Below are 16,606 nucleotides of genomic sequence, written 5' to 3' on the forward strand. Positions count from 1 at the left end.
GGGTCGGTGCGGCCGGGGTCGGCGGCTCGGCCAGCAGCGTCCCGGTCGCGCCGGCGGGGTCGGGGACGAGCAGGGTCGACGCGGCGGCGGCCGCGACCGGCATGCCGGCGGCCACCGTCGCGACCGGAGCGGCCACGCTCGCCGGGGCGCTCGCGGCGGCGACGGCCGGCGCGGGCACGCTCGCCGCGGCCCCGGGGTCGGACCCGGGCCACGACGCGAACGCCGGCTCTGCCGACGGCTCGGGCATCGCGGGGGCGCTCTGCTGCACGGGGATCGGGTCGGGTGCCCGCTCGGCCGCAGCGACCGGCTCGGCGGCGGGCTCGGGCAGGTACGGCCCCGGCTCCGGCACGCCCACCGCCACCGGCACCTCCGCGACGACGGCCTCGGCCACGACCGGCTCGGGGACGGCAGCGGCCGCAACGACGGCGTCGGGGACGACGATCTCGGGGTCGGCCGCAGCGACCGGCTCCACGTCGGGCTCGGGCAGGTACGGACCGTGCTCCGGCACGAGCTCCGCCACCGGCACGTCGACGGCGAGCTCCTCGGGCTCGACAGCCTCGGGCCCGGCCGCGGGGACGAGCTCGGCGGCGGGCTCGGGCAGGTAGGGGCCCGGCTCGGGCACGCTCACCGGCACCGGCACGTCCGCGACGACGGCCTCGGCGACGGCCGCCTCGGACACGACCTCCTCAGCGTCGGGCGCGGGCGGGTACGGACCCGGCGCCGGCATGCTCACCGGCACCTCCGCGACGACGGCCTCCGCTGCGACCGGCTCGGCGACCTCGACCGCAGCCGCAGGCGCGACAGGCTCGGGCACGACCGCCTCGGGCACAACGGTCCCGGGCCCGGCCGCGGGGACGAGCTCGGCGGCGGGCTCGGGCAGGTAGGGGCCCGGCTCCGGCACGCTCACCGGCGCCGGCACCTCCGCGACGACGGCGTCGGGGACGACGATCTCGGGGTCGGCCGCAGCGACCGGCTCTGCGTCGGGCTCGGGCAGGTACGGACCGTGCTCCGGCACGAGCTCCGCCACCGGCACGTCGACGGCGAGCTCCTCGGGCTCGACAGCCTCGGGCCCGGCCGCGGGCACGAGCTCAGCGGCGGGCTCGGGCAGGTACGGACCCGGCTCCGGCACGCTCGCCGGCGGCGGCACCTCCGCGACGACGGCCTCGGCCACGACCGGCTCCGGGACCGCAGCCACAGGGACGACAGCCACAGGCGCGACGACCTCGGGGGCGACGGCCTGGGTCTCGGGCAGGTACGGACCGGGCTCCGGCACGCTCACCGTCACCGGCGTCTCCGACACGACCGCCTCGGACACGACCTCCTCGGCCACGACCGGCTCGGCGACCGCAACCGCAGGGACGACGACCTCAGGCACGACAGCCTCGGGGGCCACGGTCACGGACTCGGCGGCAGCGACCGGCTCGGCGGCGGGCTCGGGCAGGTAGAGGCCCGGCTCGGGCACGCTCGCCGTCACCGGCACGTCCGGCACGGCCGGCCCGGACACGACCTCCTCGGCGGCCGGCTCGGCGACCGCAGCCACCGGGTCGACAGCCTCAGCCACGACCGCCTCAGGCCCCGCGGCCGGCTCGTCCGCGGGCTCGGGCAGGTACGGACCGGGCTGCGGCACGGACTCCGCCACCGGCACGTCCGACCCGACCGCCTCGGGAACGACGATCTCGGGGTCGGCCGCAGCGACCAGCGCCTCGGCAGGCTCGGGCAGGTACGGACCGGGCTCCGGCACGGACTCCGCCACCGGCACGTCCGACCCGACCGCCTCGGGAACGACGATCTCGGGGCCGGCCGCAGCGACCAGCGCCTCAGCAGGCTCGGGCAGGTACGGACCGGGCTCCGGCACGACCTCCGCCACCGGCGCCTCGATGGTGCCCACCTCGGGCTCGGGTGCGGGGGCGGTCTCGGACACGGGCTCGGGCAGGTACGGGCCGGGCGCCGGTACGAACTCCGCCACCGGCACCTCGATGGCGCTCGCCTCGGGACCGACGATCTCGGGGCCGGCCGCAGCGACCAGCGCCTCGGCAGGCTCGGGCAGGTACGGACCGGGCTCCGGCACGGACTCCGCCACCGGCACCTCGACGGCGCTCGCCTCGGGCTCGGGCGCAGCGGCGGTCTCGGACCCGGGCTCGGGCAGGTACGGCCCCGGCTCCGGCACGGACTCCGCCAGCGGAACCGCCGCGACGTCGGCCTCGGACTCGACCGCCTCCGGGACCGCAGCCACGGGGACGACAGCCTCCGGCACGACAGCCTCAGGCATCGGGGCCAGCCCGGCCGCGGGCTCGGGCAGGTATGGACCGGGCTCCGGCGCGCCCCCCTCCGCCGCCACCTCGGGCACGACGGCCTCGGGCACGACGGCCTCGGGCACGTCGGCCTCGGAGGTGACAGCGTCGGGAGCGACCGCGGCGAGAACTCCCACCGCCTCGTCGGACGCCGAGACCTCGGGGGCGTCCGACGCCACCGGTGCCGGCGGGAGGTCCGGGGCCGCCGGCTCGGGGGCCGCCGACTCACGGGCTTCCGGCTCAGGGGCCGCCGACTCCGGTGCCGGTGGCTGCGGGACGTGCGTCGCGGGGGCCGCCGACGACGGTGCAGCGGGGTACGGAGTCGGGCTCGGGACCTGCGCCGGCGCGGCCGGCCGGACCGGCTCCGCCTCGGGGGTGCCGACGGCGAGCGCGAGCCGCTGCTCCTCGGTCAGCCGCGCGGTCGGGTCGGACCCGGGCAGCGGCGCCGCGAAGGGCGGCAGCGGGGCCGGCGGCGGCAGGATCGGTGTGGCCGGGGCGGCGCCCTCGACGTCGACGGGGATCCCGAAGCGGTTGACCTGCACCGAGTAGGCCTCGTGCAGCACCCGGTCGATGTCCGGGGCGGCCTCGACCACTCCGGGGTCGACGGCGGTGACCGGTGCGGACACGGCGTCGAGCGGGATGCCGAAGCGGTCGACGGCGCGCGAGGGTGCAGGAGCGGGCGAGCCCTGCCCGTCGTCGGCAGGGCCGGTCCCGTCGTCGGGCGTGCCGATGGCGAAGAAGTCGTAGCCCGGGTCGGCCATGGTCGTGCTCCTCTGCGCGGGGCCGGGCGGCACCCGTCCTCCCCGAGGGACTCGACACGTCCGGCCACCACCTTGACGCCCGGACCGCGCCCGGGCGGTCGCCGGGACCCCGGACGGACCAACCACGAACCGGGCCCGGCCGGCACCGGGGGGACGCCGCAGCCCGGATCCCGCCCGTGCGCGCCACGACCGGGCGCCCCGGGCGGCGGCAGGGGCCACCGGTCGTGGCGGGCCCGGTCCCTGCCTAGGGTGGCGGGGTGACCTCCAGTCCCGCTGCCGCGCCGGTGCCCGCCAACGCGACGGCCCAGGCCGAGCGGGACGCCCTGTGCGACCTGCTTCTCGCGACCGGGCCGGACGCCGCCACGCTGTGCTCGGGGTGGACCACCCGCGACCTCGCCGCCCACCTCGTCATCCGCGAGAACCGCCCCGACGCCGCGCTCGGGATCGTGCTGCCGCCCGTGGCGCCATGGACGGGGCGCGTGCAGTCCGACACGGCCCGGCAGGACTTCGCGTCGCTGGTGGAGTCGGTCCGCCAGGGCCCGCCCCGCTGGTCGCCCCAGGCGCTGGCCCCGGTCGACGGGGCGACGAACACGATCGAGTTCTTCGTGCACCACGAGGACGTGCGCCGCGCCCAGGACGGCTGGGAGCCGCGCGAGCTCGACGCGCCGACCTCGGACCAGCTGTGGTCTCGGTTGCGCGACGGCTCCCGGTGGCTGCTGCGCCGCAGCCCCGTGGGCGTGATGGCCACCCCGACGGACGGGCCGGACGCCGGTCGCGAGGTGCGGCTGCGCGGCGGCGAGCCCGTGGTGCGCCTCGTGGGTCCGGTGGGCGAGATCGTGCTGGCGTGCTACGGCCGGCTCACCCGCGGCCTCGAGGTGCGCGGCGGCGGCCCGGAGGTCACCGCCTTCCTCAGCTTCCCGCGCTGACCTGGCACTGTCCCCGCCGACCCCGCACGTCCCGCGGACCTCGCCTCCCCGTCGACCCCGCACGTCCCGCCGACCCCGCACGTCCCGAGGACGTCGCGTGCCCGCGGACGCCGCGTCCTGCCCGGACGCCGCTCCCCCGCTGACGCCTCTCCCGCTCGAGGCGCGTTGGCCGAGGGCGCCCGCGTGCGCCCGTCAGCCCGGCTGGACGACGGGACGCCGTACCGGGTGCCCGGCCTGCTCGAGGGCGGCCTTCACCTGCGGGATGCGCAGGTCGCCGAAGTGGAAGACGCTCGCGGCCAGCACGGCGTCGGCGCCCGCCTCCACCGCCGGGGCGAAGTCCTCGAGCCGGCCCGCGCCGCCGCTGGCGATCACCGGCACGGTCACCGCGGCGCGCACGGCGCGGATGAGCGCGAGGTCGTAGCCGTCCTTGGTGCCGTCGGCGTCCATCGAGTTGAGCAGGATCTCCCCCGCGCCGAGCTCGGCGGCGCGCGCGGCCCAGGCGACGGCGTCGATGCCGGTGGAGCGGCGGCCGCCGTGCGTGGTGACCTCCCAGCCGGAGTCGGTGCGCACGCCCTCGGGGCAGCGCCGCGCGTCGACCGAGAGCACGATGCACTGGGCGCCGAAGCGCTGCGCGGCCTCGTGCAGCAGCTCCGGTCGGGCGATGGCCGCGGTGTTGATGCCCACCTTGTCGGCCCCCGCGCGCAGCAGCCGGTCGACGTCGTCGACGCCGCGCACACCGCCCCCGACGGTGAGCGGGATGAACACCTGCTCGGCCGTGCGCCGCACGACGTCGTAGGTGGTCTCGCGGTCGCCGCTGCTCGCGGTGATGTCGAGGAAGACCAGCTCGTCGGCGCCCTGCGCGTCGTAGGCGCGGGCCAGCTCGACCGGGTCGCCGGCGTCACGCAGGTCGACGAAGTTGACGCCCTTGACCACGCGGCCCGCGTCGACGTCGAGGCAGGGGATCACCCGCACGGCCAGACTCACGCCCCGGAGCCTACGCAGCCGCGCCGGCGCGCTCCCCGGCGTACCACGGGCCGGACACCCCCGCCCCGGACCACCTCGTCGTTACTGCCGGAATGACCGGAGAACGGCCGCGTCTCCGCGCTTTCGGGCAGTAACGACGGATCCAGCGGGGCGGGTTCGGGGTGCCGTGCGCGCCCTCGGCCCGGGTCGCTGACAGGATCGGGCCCGCCCGCGCACGGAGCCGGGCTCGTGCGACGGGACGCGCGGTACCCGAGCGGGTGCCGACCAGCCCGGCGCGGCGGCGGTGGAGGAGGCCGGATGGGCGAGGTGCTGACGCTCGCGCTCGCGGTGGCGGCGTCGCCGTTCCCGATCATCCCGGCGATCCTGCTGCTGTTCACCGAGCGGGCCCGGCCGACGTCGCTGGCCTTCCTGGCCGGGTGGAGCGGCGGCATCCTGCTGGTCTCGACGGTGTTCGTGCTCATCCCCGAGGTCCTCTCGGGCGAGGGCACGCCCACCTGGGCGTCGTGGGCGCGCGTGGTGCTCGGCCTGGTGCTCGTCGTCCTCGGCGCCCGGCAGTGGCTGCGCCGCGACGAGCCGGCCGAGACACCGGCCTGGATGCGGTCGCTGGAGACGGCGACGCCGCGCTCGGCGCTGCGGCTGGGCCTGCTGCTCTCGGCCGCCAACCCGAAGATCGTGGTGATCGCCGCCGCCGCCGGCATCGCCATCAGCAGCGGCGACGCGAGCGGCTGGGCGGAGGCGGCCGAGGTGGCCGTGTTCACGCTCGTCGGGTCGATCACCGTCGCGGTCCCCGTGCTCACCTACGCGGTGCTGGGCGAGCGCGTGCTGCGCCCCCTGGGCGTGGCGAAGGACTGGCTCACCGCGCACCACACCGCGGTGATGGCCGTCGTGCTGGTGGTCCTCGGACTGCTCGTGGCGCTCAAGGGCGTCCAGGGTCTCTGACCGACGACGGGCCGCGGCGGGCCGCGCCGCCCGTCGTCCGACAGCCGGCGTCCGCCCTGTGACCGGGACGACGCGCGCCGGGATGCCACGCCCGGTGGGCCGACCTAGCGTGGAGGCATGACCGCGACGACCGACGAGGAGCTCGAGCGGCTCGGAGCCGCGACGTACGTCTCCCTCACCACCTTCCGGCGCGACGGGCGGGCCGTGGCGACCCCGGTGTGGGCCAGCCGCGAGGCCGACGCGCTGTGGGTGTGGACGGAGGCGGGCTCCGGCAAGGTGAAGCGGCTGCACCACGACTCGCGGGTGCTGCTCGCCCCGTGCGACGCGCGCGGCCGGCTCCAGGGCGCCCACGTCGAGGGCACCGCGCGGGTGTCGTCCGCGCCGGAGGACCTCGAGCGCGTGACGCGTCTGCACGCGGCCAAGTACCGGCTGGCCTTCCACGCCTGGCGCACGCTCGGGCGCCTCGTGCGCGGCCTGCCCGAGTACGTCGCCGTCGAGATCACCCTGCCCTGACGCCCGAGAAGGCTCAGCGTCACCTGGGCAGACCCGTCGCGCGAGCCCGGGAACGGACGATGCGGGGTCCGGGAGGCCCGCGCACCTCCTACGGTGGACGGATGCTCACCGGACCGCACCGCCCGCGCACCGCCAACCGCAGCACCGTGACCGCACGCCGCCTGCCGACCCTCGCGAGGCGGTCGTGACCACGCCACCGGGGTTCGTCGCCGGCCGGCCGCCCGAGTGGGACGTCGAGAAGTTCCTGCACGGCGACGAGGTCGAGACCGCCCTCATCACCCTGGAGCGCAACCGGCTCACGTTCGCCTGGAAGTGCGCCGACGTCGACGCCGCCGGCCTGGCCCTGCGCCTGGAGCCCTCGGCGGTGACGCTGGGCGGCCTGCTCAAGCACCTGGCGTGGGTGGAGGAGCTGTACTTCGAGCACCGGCTCGCCGGGCGCCCCATGATGGCCCCGTTCGACGGGCTCTCCCTCGACGACGACTGGGACCACTGGGCGTGGCGCGACGCCGGGGACGCGCCACAGGACCTGCGCGACCTCTGGGCCGCCACGGTCCACCGCTCGCGTGACGCGCTGGCGTCCGCGCTCCCGTCCGGCGGGATGGACCAGCACACGCACGACGGGATGAGCCTGCGGCGGCTGCTGGCCGACATGATCGAGGAGTACGCGCGGCACACCGGCCACGCGGACCTGCTGCGCGAGGCCGTCGACGGCTCCACCGGCGAAGGGGCACCGCAGGACTTCCCGGTGCCCTAGGCGACCGCCGGCGACGGACCGGGGGCGCCTCCCACCCGGGCGCGGCGCCCCTGAGGACCTGGGGATCCGCCAGCACGAGGAGCGCCCGCGGCGCAGACCCCCGCACCCGGGCACCGCGGCGCACGGAGCGCCCCGCGCAGGCGCGACGGCCTTCCCGCCGGCTCGCGACCGTCACGACCCGTCCACGGGGACCCGCACCGGCCGCGCCGGCGCCCGGCGCCCGGCGGGCACGGAACCGTCCACCTCGCCGGGAGCCGTCCGGCGTCCGTCTCCTGCCCGGTGGCACCGGTCGACCGTCAGAACGGCGGGACGTCGGGCCCGGTGCCGGACACGTCCCCGGGAGGTGCGTCGAGCGGCTCGGGCAGGTACGAGCGCGCGGGGGTCGTGCCGTACTGCCCCAGGCGCGTGCACCAGGCGGCCCGGCCGTCGGCGCCGTGCTCGACGTAGCGCAGGTGCCCGTCGGTCTTGAGGGAGTGGTCGCGCGCGCAGAGCGCGTGCGTGTTGGCGGTGTCGCTGGGGCCGTGCGGGAACGGGACGACGTGGTCGAGCTGCGACCGGTGGGCGGGTTGTCCGCAGCCCGGTGATCGGCAGGTGCCGTCGCGCGCCGCGACGAAGGCGCGCAAGGCGTCGGGCAGGTAGGTGCGCGTGCCGTAGTCGAGCAGGTGCCCGTCGACCGGATCGGTGACGACGCGGCGCATCGACCCGCACGACGTCGCGAGCTCGCGGGCGATCTCGGCCGGCACGGGCTGCCCGGACAGCAGGCCCGGCTCCTCGGCCAGCCCCAGCAGGGTTGCGAGGTCGACCACGACCTGGAGCTCACCGCGCCGGCTGCGTCGCCCGCCTCCACGACGGCGGCGACCCGCTGAGACCTCGGGGTCTGCGGTACCGGTGCGGGCGGGAGCGCCCGGGCCGTCGGACGCGTCGACGTCGGCACCGGCGCCGGGACGGGAGATGTCGTCGGCTGCCAGCACCCGGTCGAGGTGGGCGGCCGCCCGGGCCGGCCCGATCTCGTCCGGCACTGCGGCGGCGCAGGGCGGGCAGCCGCGGCGGTGCGCCAGGAAGCGGTCAGCGTCGGTGTCGAGCGCCTCGATGATCGCGCGGGCGTCCTCGATCCGGTGCACGGCCGTGATCTGTCCCAGCCCGTCGGGCAGCGGGCGGAACCACACGCCGAGGTCGTGGCGACGGGCGCGGCGGATCCGCGCGGCCTGGCCGGCCGGGTCGAGGCGGGTCAGCACGCGCGTGAGCTCCGCACCCACCCGGTGCGAGCCGAGCCGGCCGACGCGGGCCAGCACGTGGGTGAGCGCGGTGTCGAGCGTCGCGGGGTCGTGCCCGGCGGTGCGGTCGAGGAAGGCCGCGACGTGCCGGGAGGAGATCGCCCCGCACTCCCACGCGTCGCGCACCGACCGCAGCTCGCGCGCGAGGCGCCGCGCGGCGTCGAGGTCGCGCCGGGCTGCCGAGTCCGAGCACGACCTCGCCAGGCGCACCTCCAGCGCGAGCGCACGGTCCGGGTCCGCGACGATCCACGCGGAGGACGCCGTGACGCTCCCCGGGATCGCGCGCGTGGAGGTGTCGGCGTCGGCGAGGTCGGACAGCGCCCTGGCGGCCTGCGCCGCCGCCCAGGCGGCGACCCGGTCGGCCAGGCGCAGCCGGTCGAGCAGGCCGTCCTCGTCGAGGAGCGCCGGATCGACGGCGACGAGCTCCGCCGCCGTCGCGGCCGAGACGGGACGGGCCAGCGCGTCGGAGAGCATCCGGCGGGCCGCCGCCCGGGCCGCGACCCGAGGCGGGAGCGGCGACCGGGGCGCCATCCCGTGCCGGCCGGCCGGGCCCACCCGCACCGGGCGCGTGCCCGGTGCGCGCACGACGTCGACGTCGCGCAGCCGGGCGCAGGGGCCAGCGAGCCCGGCCACGGCGAACCGCGCCTCGAGCACCGACACCCCTCGACCTCGCATGCCCCCATCCTCCCGCCCACCTCCGACAACGCGGGCGATCCACCGATCCCCCACCGCACCCGACGCCGGGATCCCGTGCAGCGCAAGCGATCACAGCCGCGGCACCGTGAACGGCGACCCGCACCGGCCGCGTCGGTGGCTGACGGAGAGGAATCGTCGTCCCCGGGATACGTTGCGGCCCAGCCGATCTCAGGACCGGCGAGACCGCTGCTGCGCCGGCAGCCGTGACGACGAGGAGCCGCACGACCCCTCGGGATCCCAGGCAGTCCAGCCGCCCCGGGCTCCGGTGCGCAGCCGAACCGCACCTGACCCGGACCGCGCCCGTCGCGCGCGAGCCGGTGATCCCCGGCGACTCAGCGCGGTTCAGCAGCGAGGCCCAGCCCGGCCCTCACCGCGTCGTCTGCGTGTGCCGTCCCCGGGACAAGCCCCAGGATCCGGCGGTGCCCCGGCTGATCTCGGCACCCACGAGCAAGCGCGCCTCACCGGACCGGCAGCGTTCACGAGTCGCGCGAGAGCCGGGGACCCCGGATGGCCCCACCGGTCTCAGCGCCGGCGCAGCCGATGTCACGGCATGGGCGGCGTCCGCGGCGGCGCGTCAGCCCGGCTCGGCCGGTGGGCGCCGGACAGGTGGCTCAGCCGCCGACCGTGCGCCGGCGCAGCACCACGACGGCGAAGTCGGAGCCGATCTGCCACGGGCGCAGGTCCCAGGTGGCGAAGCGGTGCTCCACGTCGAGCCCGGCAGCGTCCGCGTCGCGCGAGAGCGAGTCGACGCCGTACCCGCGGTCGGTGGCGAAGCCCACCACCACCACGCCGTCGGCCACCACGTGCGCCGCAACCCGGGCCAGCACCTCGCCTTCACTGCCCGGCGCGACGTAGACCATCACGTTGCCGGCGAGCACCGCCGCGTCGAACGGGTCGGCCACCCCGAGCGCGGGAAGGTCGAGCGTCGCGAGGTCGGCCACGAGCCAGCGCGGGCCGGGGTGGTCGGCCCGGGCGCCCTCGACGAGCACGGGGTCGGCGTCCACCCCCACCACGCGGTGCCCCCGCGCGTGCAGCACGGCACCCACGCGCCCGCTGCCGCAGCCGGCGTCGAGGATCCGCGAGCCCGGCGCCACGATCGCGTCGAGCAGGCGCGCCTCGCCCCCGAGGTCCGCGCCGTCGCGGGCCAGCGCGCGGAAGTGCGCCAGGAACCGCTCGGAGTGCCCGGACGCGGTCTCGGTCTCCCACCGGGTGGGCCGCGACGAGGTCGTCATGCGCGCACCTCCGGCCGGTAGGCGTCCGCCTCGACCTCCACCAGCATCCGCGGGTCGACGAAGCGCGACACCTCCACCATCGTGGCCGCGGGCCGCACGTGCTCGAAGAGCTCGCGGTGGGCCCGGCCGACGGCGTCCTGCGTGCTGATGTCGGACACGTACATCCGGGTGCGCACCACGTCCTCGAGCGCGAGCCCGGCCTGCTCGAGGGCGCGGCGCACCACCCCGAACGCCTCGAGCGTCTGGGCGTAGGCGTCGCCCTCGTGGAGCACCTCGCCGTCGACCACCGACGTCGATCCCGACACGAGCACCCACGGGCCGGCCACCACTGCGCGCGAGTAGCCGACGACGTCCTCCCACGGACCCCCGGAGGAGATCCGGCGCACGCCCGTCACGGCATGACGCCGGGGATCTCGTCGCCGCGGCCGAACGGCGAGTCGCGGGCCTCGACGCGGGGCGCCACCGCCGCGAGCGCCTCGGCCAGGGTGAACGCGCCGGCGTAGAGCGCCTTGCCGACGATCGCGCCCTCGACGCCCTCGGGCACGAGCTGGGCGATCGCGTGCAGGTCGGCCAGCGAGGAGACGCCGCCGGAGGCCACGACCGGGCGGTCCGTGGCGACGCACACGCGGCGCAGCAGGTCGAGGTTGGGGCCGCTCAGCGTGCCGTCCCTGGCGACGTCGGTGACGACGTAGCGCGCGCAGCCCTGGCCGTCGAGGCGGGCCAGCACCTCGAACAGCTCGCCGCCCTCCTGGGTCCACCCGCGCGCGGCCAGCGTCGTGCCGCGCACGTCGAGGCCGACCGCGACGCGGTCGCCGAACTCGCCGATGGCCCGCGCCGTCCACTCCGGGTCCTCGAGCGCCGCCGTGCCGATGTTCACCCGCGTGCAGCCGGTGGCGAGCGCCGCGCGCAGCGACGCGTCGTCGCGGATGCCGCCGGACAGCTCCACCTGCACGTCCATGCGCCCCACGACCTCGGCGATGAGCTCGGCGTTCGAGCCCCGGCCGAAGGCCGCGTCGAGGTCGACGAGGTGGATCCACTCGGCGCCCTGCTCCTGCCAGGCCAGCGCAGCCTCGAGCGGGTCGCCGTAGGACGTCTCCGACCCGGCGGCGCCCTGCACGAGGCGCACCGCCTGACCCCCGGCGACGTCGACGGCCGGGAGCAGCTCGAGCACGGGAACGGGGCGGGGGTCCTGGTCGCTCATGCGCCGACCCTAGCGACCGGCGCCGGCGGCCGGCCGCTCGCCGTGGGCGCCGGCGCCGGGCACCCGGGCGGGCACGCCACCGGGCGGTCTCAGCGCCGGTCGAAGAGCAGCACGCGCAGCACCGGCAGCAGCAGCACAGTGAGCCCCAGCACCCCGACGCGCACGAGGAGCGAGGGCACCAGCACCCAGGCCAGCACCTGCACCGCGACGGCCACGAGCAGGAGCACCAGCGTGCGCCGGCGCCGGCGGCGGGCGAACGGGTCGCCCTTCGGGTAGGTGCGCCGCCACCACCGGCGCACGGACGCGCGGGCACGAGCGGCCGGTCCGGTCACCGTGCCCACCACCGCGGCGCGCGACTCGGCCCGACGCCGCGAGGCCTCCCGGCGACGCCGCTCCTCCGCGGCGGCGGCCTCGCGCTCGGCCCGGCGCCGCTGCCGCTCGCGGCTCACGCCAGCGACCCCACCCAGTTGCGCAGCAGCACCGCACCGGCGTCGCCGGACTTCTCCGGGTGGAACTGCGTGGCCACCAGCGGCCCGTTCTCGACCGCGGCCACGAAGGGCTCCCCGTGCGTGGCCCAGGTGACGAGCGGTGCCGCGGTGCGGGAGTGCTCGTCGACCGCGAGCTCCCAGCGGCGCACGGCGTAGGAGTGGACGAAGTAGAAGCGCTCGCCCTCCACCCCGCGGAAGAGCGCCGAGCCCTCGGGCACGTCCACGGTGTTCCAGCCCATGTGCGGCAGCACCGGCGCGTGCAGCTCGTCGACGACGCCGGGCCACTCCCCCAGGCCCTCGGTGTCGACCCCGTGCTCCACCCCGTGCTCGAAGAGCACCTGCATGCCCACGCAGATGCCCAGCACCGGACGTCCGCCGGCCAGCCGCCGCCCCACCACCTCGCCGCCGCGCACGGCCCGGATGCCGGCCATGCACGCGGCGAACGCGCCGACGCCGGGCACCACGAGCCCGTCGCACTCGGTGGCCGCCGTGCGGTCGGCGGTGACGGTCACGTCCGCACCCGCGCGGGCCAGCGCCCGCTCGGCCGAGCGCAGGTTGCCCGAGCCGTAGTCGAGGACGACGACGCGCGGGCTCACTTCGGCAGCCACAGGATCGTGGCGGCGCCGGCCATCAGCGCGGCGACGCCCACCACGGCGGCCGGCGTCCATGCGCGGTTGCGCACGAACGACCAGGTGCCTCCGATGAGGAACCCGGTGAGCACGAGCAGGGCGATCCACACGGCGCTACAGCGAGCCCTTCGTGCTCGGGACGCCGACCACGCGCGGGTCGGCCTCGACCGCTGTGCGCAGCGCGCGGGCGAACGCCTTGAACTGCGCCTCCACCACGTGGTGCGCGTTGCGCCCGGACAGCACGTTCACGTGCAGGGTGATGCGCGCCTCCGCGACCAGCGACTCGAAGATGTGCCGCGTGAGCGTGGTGTCGTAGGTGCCGATCAGCTCGACGACCTCGGGCTCGGTGTGCACGAGGTAGGGCCGGCCGGAGAGGTCGATCGCGCACTGCACGAGGGTCTCGTCGAGCGGCACGAGCGAGTCGCCGTAGCGCCGGATGCCGGCCTTGTCGCCCAGCGCCTCGCGCAGCGCCTGGCCCACCGCGAGCGAGGTGTCCTCCACGGTGTGGTGCGCGTCGACCTCGAGGTCGCCGCGCGTGCGCACGGTGAGGTCGAGACCGCCGTGCTTGCCCAGCTGGGCGAGCATGTGGTCGAAGAACGGCACGCCGGTGTCCACCTGCGTGACGCCCGTGCCGTCGACCTCGAGCTCGACGAGGACGTCGCTCTCCTTGGTCGTGCGCTGCACGCGCGCGGACCTGCTCATGCCGTGACCTCCTCCAGCGCCGCACGGAACGCGGCGTTCTCCTCGGGCGTGCCGACGCTGACCCGCAGCCATCCGTCCGGGCCCGTCTCGCGGATCAGCACGCCGCGATCGAGCAGCGACCGCCACACCGCGTGCCGGTCGGCGAAGCGGCCGAACAGCACGAAGTTGGCGTCGCTGTCCGCGGCGTCGAGGCCCTGCGCGCGCAGCCAGGCGACGAGCGCGTCGCGCTCCTCGCGCAGCAGGGCCACCTGGGCCTGGAGCTCGCCTGCGTGCGCGAGCGCCGCCCGCGCGACCGCCTGCGTGACGGCCGAGAGGTGGTAGGGCAGGCGCACGAGCCGCACGGCGTCGACGACGGCGGGCGAGGCCGCGAGGTAGCCCAGCCGCGCGCCGGCCAGCGCGAAGGCCTTCGACATCGTGCGGGTCACCACCAGCCGCGGGTGGTCGGCGAGCAGCTCGACGGCGCTCGGCACGCCCTGCTGGCGGAACTCGGCGTAGGCCTCGTCGACCACCACGACCCCGGGCGCCACGGCCAGGACCGCGCGCACGACGTCGAGCGGGAGCGAGGTGCCCGTGGGGTTGTTGGGCGAGGCGAGGAGCACCACCGACGGCTCGTGCTCCGCGATCGCCGCGGTGGCGACGTCGACGTCCACGGTGAAGTCGTCGCGCCGCGGCGCCACGACGTAGCGGGTGAACGTGTCGCGGCAGTACTCCGGGTACATCGAGTAGGTCGGCTCGAAGCCGAGCGCCACCCGGCCGGGACCGCCGAAGGCCAGCATCAGCTGGTGCATCACCTCGTTGCTGCCGTTGGCGGCCCACAGCTGCTCGCCGGTGAGCGCCACGCCCGTCTCGAGCGAGAGGTACGCCGCGAGGTCGGCCCGCAGCGCGACCGCGTCGCGGTCGGGGTAGCGGTTGAGCCCGCGGGTCGCCTCGGCCACGGCCGCGGCGACGTCGGCCACCAGCGACTCGGACGGCGGGTAGGGGTTCTCGTTGACGTTGAGCCGCACGGCCACGTCGAGCTGCGGGGCGCCGTAGGCCACCTGCCCCCGCAGGTCGTCGCGCAGCGGGAGGTCGTCGGGTGCGCCCACGTCAGCCGCCGGCGTGGCGGTGCGTGCGCACCTCGATGGCGGCGGCGTGCCCGGGCAGGTCCTCGGCGTTGGCCAGTGCGACCACGTGGTGGCCGACGTCGCGCAGCGCCGCCTCGTCGTAGTCGATGACGTGGATGCCGCGCAGGAAGGTCTGCACGGACAGCCCCGAGGAGTGGCAGGCGCAGCCGCCGGTGGGCAGGACGTGGTTGGAGCCCGCGGCGTAGTCGCCGAGCGAGACCGGCGAGTGGTCGCCCACGAAGATCGCGCCGGCGTTGCGCACCCGCATGGCGACCGCCCGCGCGTCGCGGGTGTGGATCTCGAGGTGCTCCGCGGCGTAGGCGTCGACCACGCGGAGCCCGGCCTCGAGGTCGTCGACGAGCACGATGCCGCTCTGCCGGCCCGCGAGCGCCTCGGCGATCCGCTCGTGGTGCTTGGTGGCGGGCACCTGCACCTCGAGCTCGGCCTCCACGGCGAGGGCGAGCTGCTCGCTCGTGGTGACGAGCACCGACGCGGCGATCACGTCGTGCTCGGCCTGGCTGATGAGGTCGGCCGCGACGAAGGCCGGGTCGGCGGTGTCGTCGGCCAGGATCGCGATCTCCGTGGGGCCGGCCTCGGAGTCGATCCCGATGCGGCCCTTGAGCAGCCGCTTGGCGGCCGTCACGTAGATGTTGCCGGGGCCGGTCACCATGACGACGGGGCGGCAGTCGTCCGGGCCGTCGCCGGTGCCGTGGGCGAACATGGCCACCGCCTGCGCGCCGCCGGCGGCGTAGACCTCGTGCACGCCCAGCAGGGCGCAGGCCGCGAGGATCGTGGGGTGCGGCAGGCCGCCGTGGTCGCGCTGCGGCGGCGAGGCCACCGCGAAGGAGCCGACGCCGGCCACCTGCGCCGGGACGACGTTCATGACGACGCTGCTCGGGTAGACGGCGCGGCCGCCGGGCACGTAGAGCCCCACGCGGTCGACGGGCACCCAGCGCTCGGTGACCGTGCCGCCCGGCACGACGTGCGTGGCGACGTCGGTGCGGCGCTGGTCCTCGTGCACCCGGCGGGCCCGGCGGATCGACTCCTCGAGCGCCTCGCGGACGGCCGGGTCGAGCGCGGCGAGCGCCGCGTCGAGCGCCTCCTGCGGCACGCGCAGCGACGGCGGGCGCACGCCGTCGAGGCGCTCCCCCCACTCGAGCACCGCCTCGGCGCCTCGCTCGCGGACGTCGGCCACGATGGGCCCGACCGTGGCCAGCACGCTCTCGACGTCGACCTCGGCGCGCGGCAGCACGTCGCGGGGGTCGGCGGACGACCCGCGGAGGTCGAGGCGGCGGATCACGCGTCCAGTCTAGGGATCCGGACCCGCCCGGCTCGACCGGGATGCAGGGGCGCCCCGCATGGGCCAGGGTGGGCCGGTGACGGCACGTCAGGTCGGCGCGCGGGAGGTGATCCCGCTCTTCCCGCTGGGCACCGTGCTGGTGCCCGGCCTGGTGCTGCCGCTGCACATCTTCGAGGAGCGCTACCGCCGCCTCATGACCGACCTGCTCGCCCGCGACGAGCCCGACCGCGTCTTCGGCGTCGTGGCCATCCGGGAGGGCTGGGAGGTGGGCGCGGACGGCGTCACCGCGATGTTCGACGTCGGCACGCTCGCCGTGCTGCGCGAGATCCGCACCTACGCCGACGGCCGCTCGGACGTGGTGGCCAACGGCGACGCCCGGTTCCGCGTGCTGCGCCTGGCGGACACGGGTACGCCGTACCACTGCGCCGAGGTGGAGTGGCTCGGGGAGTCCGACGGCGGCGGGGCCGGCGAGTCCGGGCTGCTCGCCACGGCCGTCGCCCGCCGCTTCGACGTCTACCGGGGCCTGCTCACGCGGGTGGGCGCCGTGGAGGCGGCGCAGATGGCCACCCTCCCCGAGGACCCGGCCGTGCTGTCCTACCTGGTCGCCGTCGCGATGGTGCTCGACCTGCACGACCGCCAGCGCCTGCTCGAGTGCGACTCCACCTGCGAGCGCCTGCGCGCCGAGATCGGGCTGCTGGGCCGCGAGACAACGCTGGTGCAGGAGCTGCCGTCGCTGCCGGCGGTCGACCTCGCGCGCACGCCGAGCACGATGAACTGAGCCCGAGCGGCTGGCCCGCCTGCAGGCCGGCCCCC

15 protein-coding genes and 1 pseudogene are annotated in these 16,606 nt (G+C 76.9%); 5 read left to right on the forward strand and 11 right to left on the reverse strand.

Annotation, left to right across the window (positions count from 1 at the left end; translation table 11 throughout):
- Nucleotides 1-761: 761 nt before the first annotated feature.
- Nucleotides 762-974, reverse strand: a pseudogene (locus GC157_08480) (carbohydrate kinase).
- Nucleotides 975-3,336: 2,362 nt separating this feature from the next.
- On the opposite strand from GC157_08480, the gene GC157_08485 reads away from it, so the two are divergent.
- Nucleotides 3,337-3,978, forward strand: coding sequence for a TIGR03085 family protein (locus GC157_08485; protein ID MBI1377502.1), 642 nt, complete (start codon nucleotides 3,337-3,339; stop codon nucleotides 3,976-3,978).
- 192 nt (nucleotides 3,979-4,170) lie between these two features.
- Here GC157_08485 and hisF read toward each other — a convergent pair whose 3' ends face one another.
- Nucleotides 4,171-4,962 carry an imidazole glycerol phosphate synthase subunit HisF gene (hisF, locus tag GC157_08490; protein ID MBI1377503.1) on the reverse strand — a complete coding sequence of 264 codons (792 nt, stop codon included), beginning with the start codon at nucleotides 4,960-4,962 and terminating at the stop codon, nucleotides 4,171-4,173.
- A 297-nt stretch (nucleotides 4,963-5,259) separates the two neighbouring features.
- Here hisF and GC157_08495 point away from each other — a divergent pair, with 297 nt between their 5' ends.
- From GC157_08495 to GC157_08505, 3 genes are all read left to right on the forward strand, one after another.
- On the forward strand, nucleotides 5,260-5,901 hold the full coding sequence (locus tag GC157_08495) for a GAP family protein (protein MBI1377504.1): 642 nt from the start codon (nucleotides 5,260-5,262) through the stop codon (nucleotides 5,899-5,901).
- Between the two features lie 117 nt (nucleotides 5,902-6,018).
- Nucleotides 6,019-6,414, forward strand: a complete 396-nt coding sequence (locus GC157_08500) for a PPOX class F420-dependent oxidoreductase (protein MBI1377505.1) — start codon at nucleotides 6,019-6,021, stop codon at nucleotides 6,412-6,414.
- Nucleotides 6,415-6,598: 184 nt separating this feature from the next.
- Nucleotides 6,599-7,168 carry a DUF664 domain-containing protein gene (locus tag GC157_08505; GenBank protein ID MBI1377506.1) on the forward strand — a complete coding sequence of 190 codons (570 nt, stop codon included), beginning with the start codon at nucleotides 6,599-6,601 and terminating at the stop codon, nucleotides 7,166-7,168.
- A 296-nt stretch (nucleotides 7,169-7,464) separates the two neighbouring features.
- Here GC157_08505 and GC157_08510 read toward each other — a convergent pair whose 3' ends face one another.
- From GC157_08510 to hisD, 9 genes are all read right to left on the reverse strand, one after another.
- Entirely contained in the window at nucleotides 7,465-9,117 is a 1,653-nt protein-coding gene (locus GC157_08510) for a DUF222 domain-containing protein (protein MBI1377507.1), read from the reverse strand.
- 632 nt (nucleotides 9,118-9,749) lie between these two features.
- A complete protein-coding gene (locus GC157_08515; GenBank protein ID MBI1377508.1) occupies nucleotides 9,750-10,370 on the reverse strand; it encodes a methyltransferase domain-containing protein in 621 nt (206 codons plus the stop codon).
- Nucleotides 10,367-10,756 carry a RidA family protein gene (locus GC157_08520; protein ID MBI1377509.1) on the reverse strand — a complete coding sequence of 130 codons (390 nt, stop codon included), beginning with the start codon at nucleotides 10,754-10,756 and terminating at the stop codon, nucleotides 10,367-10,369. Before GC157_08520 ends, GC157_08515 begins: the two co-directional genes overlap by 4 nt.
- Before the next feature lie 5 nt (nucleotides 10,757-10,761).
- Entirely contained in the window at nucleotides 10,762-11,571 is an 810-nt protein-coding gene (gene priA / locus GC157_08525; protein ID MBI1377510.1) for a bifunctional 1-(5-phosphoribosyl)-5-((5-phosphoribosylamino)methylideneamino)imidazole-4-carboxamide isomerase/phosphoribosylanthranilate isomerase PriA, read from the reverse strand.
- A gap of 89 nt (nucleotides 11,572-11,660) precedes the next feature.
- Nucleotides 11,661-12,020 (reverse strand): hypothetical protein, encoded by a 360-nt coding sequence (locus tag GC157_08530; protein MBI1377511.1) that lies wholly within the window; start codon nucleotides 12,018-12,020, stop codon nucleotides 11,661-11,663.
- A complete protein-coding gene (hisH, locus tag GC157_08535) occupies nucleotides 12,017-12,655 on the reverse strand; it encodes an imidazole glycerol phosphate synthase subunit HisH (GenBank protein MBI1377512.1) in 639 nt (212 codons plus the stop codon). The genes GC157_08530 and hisH overlap by 4 nt, the downstream gene beginning before the upstream one ends.
- A 147-nt stretch (nucleotides 12,656-12,802) precedes the next feature.
- Nucleotides 12,803-13,390: an imidazoleglycerol-phosphate dehydratase HisB gene (gene hisB, locus GC157_08540; protein ID MBI1377513.1), complete on the reverse strand. Its 588-nt coding sequence runs from the start codon at nucleotides 13,388-13,390 to the stop codon at nucleotides 12,803-12,805.
- Entirely contained in the window at nucleotides 13,387-14,475 is a 1,089-nt protein-coding gene (locus GC157_08545) for a histidinol-phosphate transaminase (protein ID MBI1377514.1), read from the reverse strand. The genes hisB and GC157_08545 overlap by 4 nt, the downstream gene beginning before the upstream one ends.
- A 1-nt stretch (nucleotide 14,476) precedes the next feature.
- A complete protein-coding gene (gene hisD, locus GC157_08550; GenBank protein ID MBI1377515.1) occupies nucleotides 14,477-15,793 on the reverse strand; it encodes a histidinol dehydrogenase in 1,317 nt (438 codons plus the stop codon).
- 58 nt (nucleotides 15,794-15,851) lie between these two features.
- On the opposite strand from hisD, the gene GC157_08555 reads away from it, so the two are divergent.
- On the forward strand, nucleotides 15,852-16,571 hold the full coding sequence (locus GC157_08555) for a peptidase S16 (GenBank protein ID MBI1377516.1): 720 nt from the start codon (nucleotides 15,852-15,854) through the stop codon (nucleotides 16,569-16,571).
- The last annotated feature ends 35 nt before the right edge of the window (nucleotides 16,572-16,606 follow it).

Source organism: Frankiales bacterium (genome assembly GCA_016125335.1).
GTDB lineage: Bacteria > Actinomycetota > Actinomycetes > S36-B12 > CAIYMF01 > Longivirga.

Excerpts from the sequence above, each read along its gene's own strand:
- GC157_08495 (MBI1377504.1), top strand. The coding sequence starts at position 5,260 with ATGGGCGAGGTGCTGACGCTCGCGCTCGCGGTGGCGGCGTCGCCGTTC.
- GC157_08500 (MBI1377505.1), top strand. The coding sequence starts at position 6,019 with ATGACCGCGACGACCGACGAGGAGCTCGAGCGGCTCGGAGCCGCGACG.
- GC157_08510 (MBI1377507.1), bottom strand. The coding sequence starts at position 9,117 with ATGCGAGGTCGAGGGGTGTCGGTGCTCGAGGCGCGGTTCGCCGTGGCC.
- GC157_08515 (MBI1377508.1), bottom strand. The coding sequence starts at position 10,370 with ATGACGACCTCGTCGCGGCCCACCCGGTGGGAGACCGAGACCGCGTCC.
- priA (MBI1377510.1), bottom strand. The coding sequence starts at position 11,571 with ATGAGCGACCAGGACCCCCGCCCCGTTCCCGTGCTCGAGCTGCTCCCG.
- hisB (MBI1377513.1), bottom strand. The coding sequence starts at position 13,390 with ATGAGCAGGTCCGCGCGCGTGCAGCGCACGACCAAGGAGAGCGACGTC.
- GC157_08555 (MBI1377516.1), top strand. The coding sequence starts at position 15,852 with ATGGGCCAGGGTGGGCCGGTGACGGCACGTCAGGTCGGCGCGCGGGAG.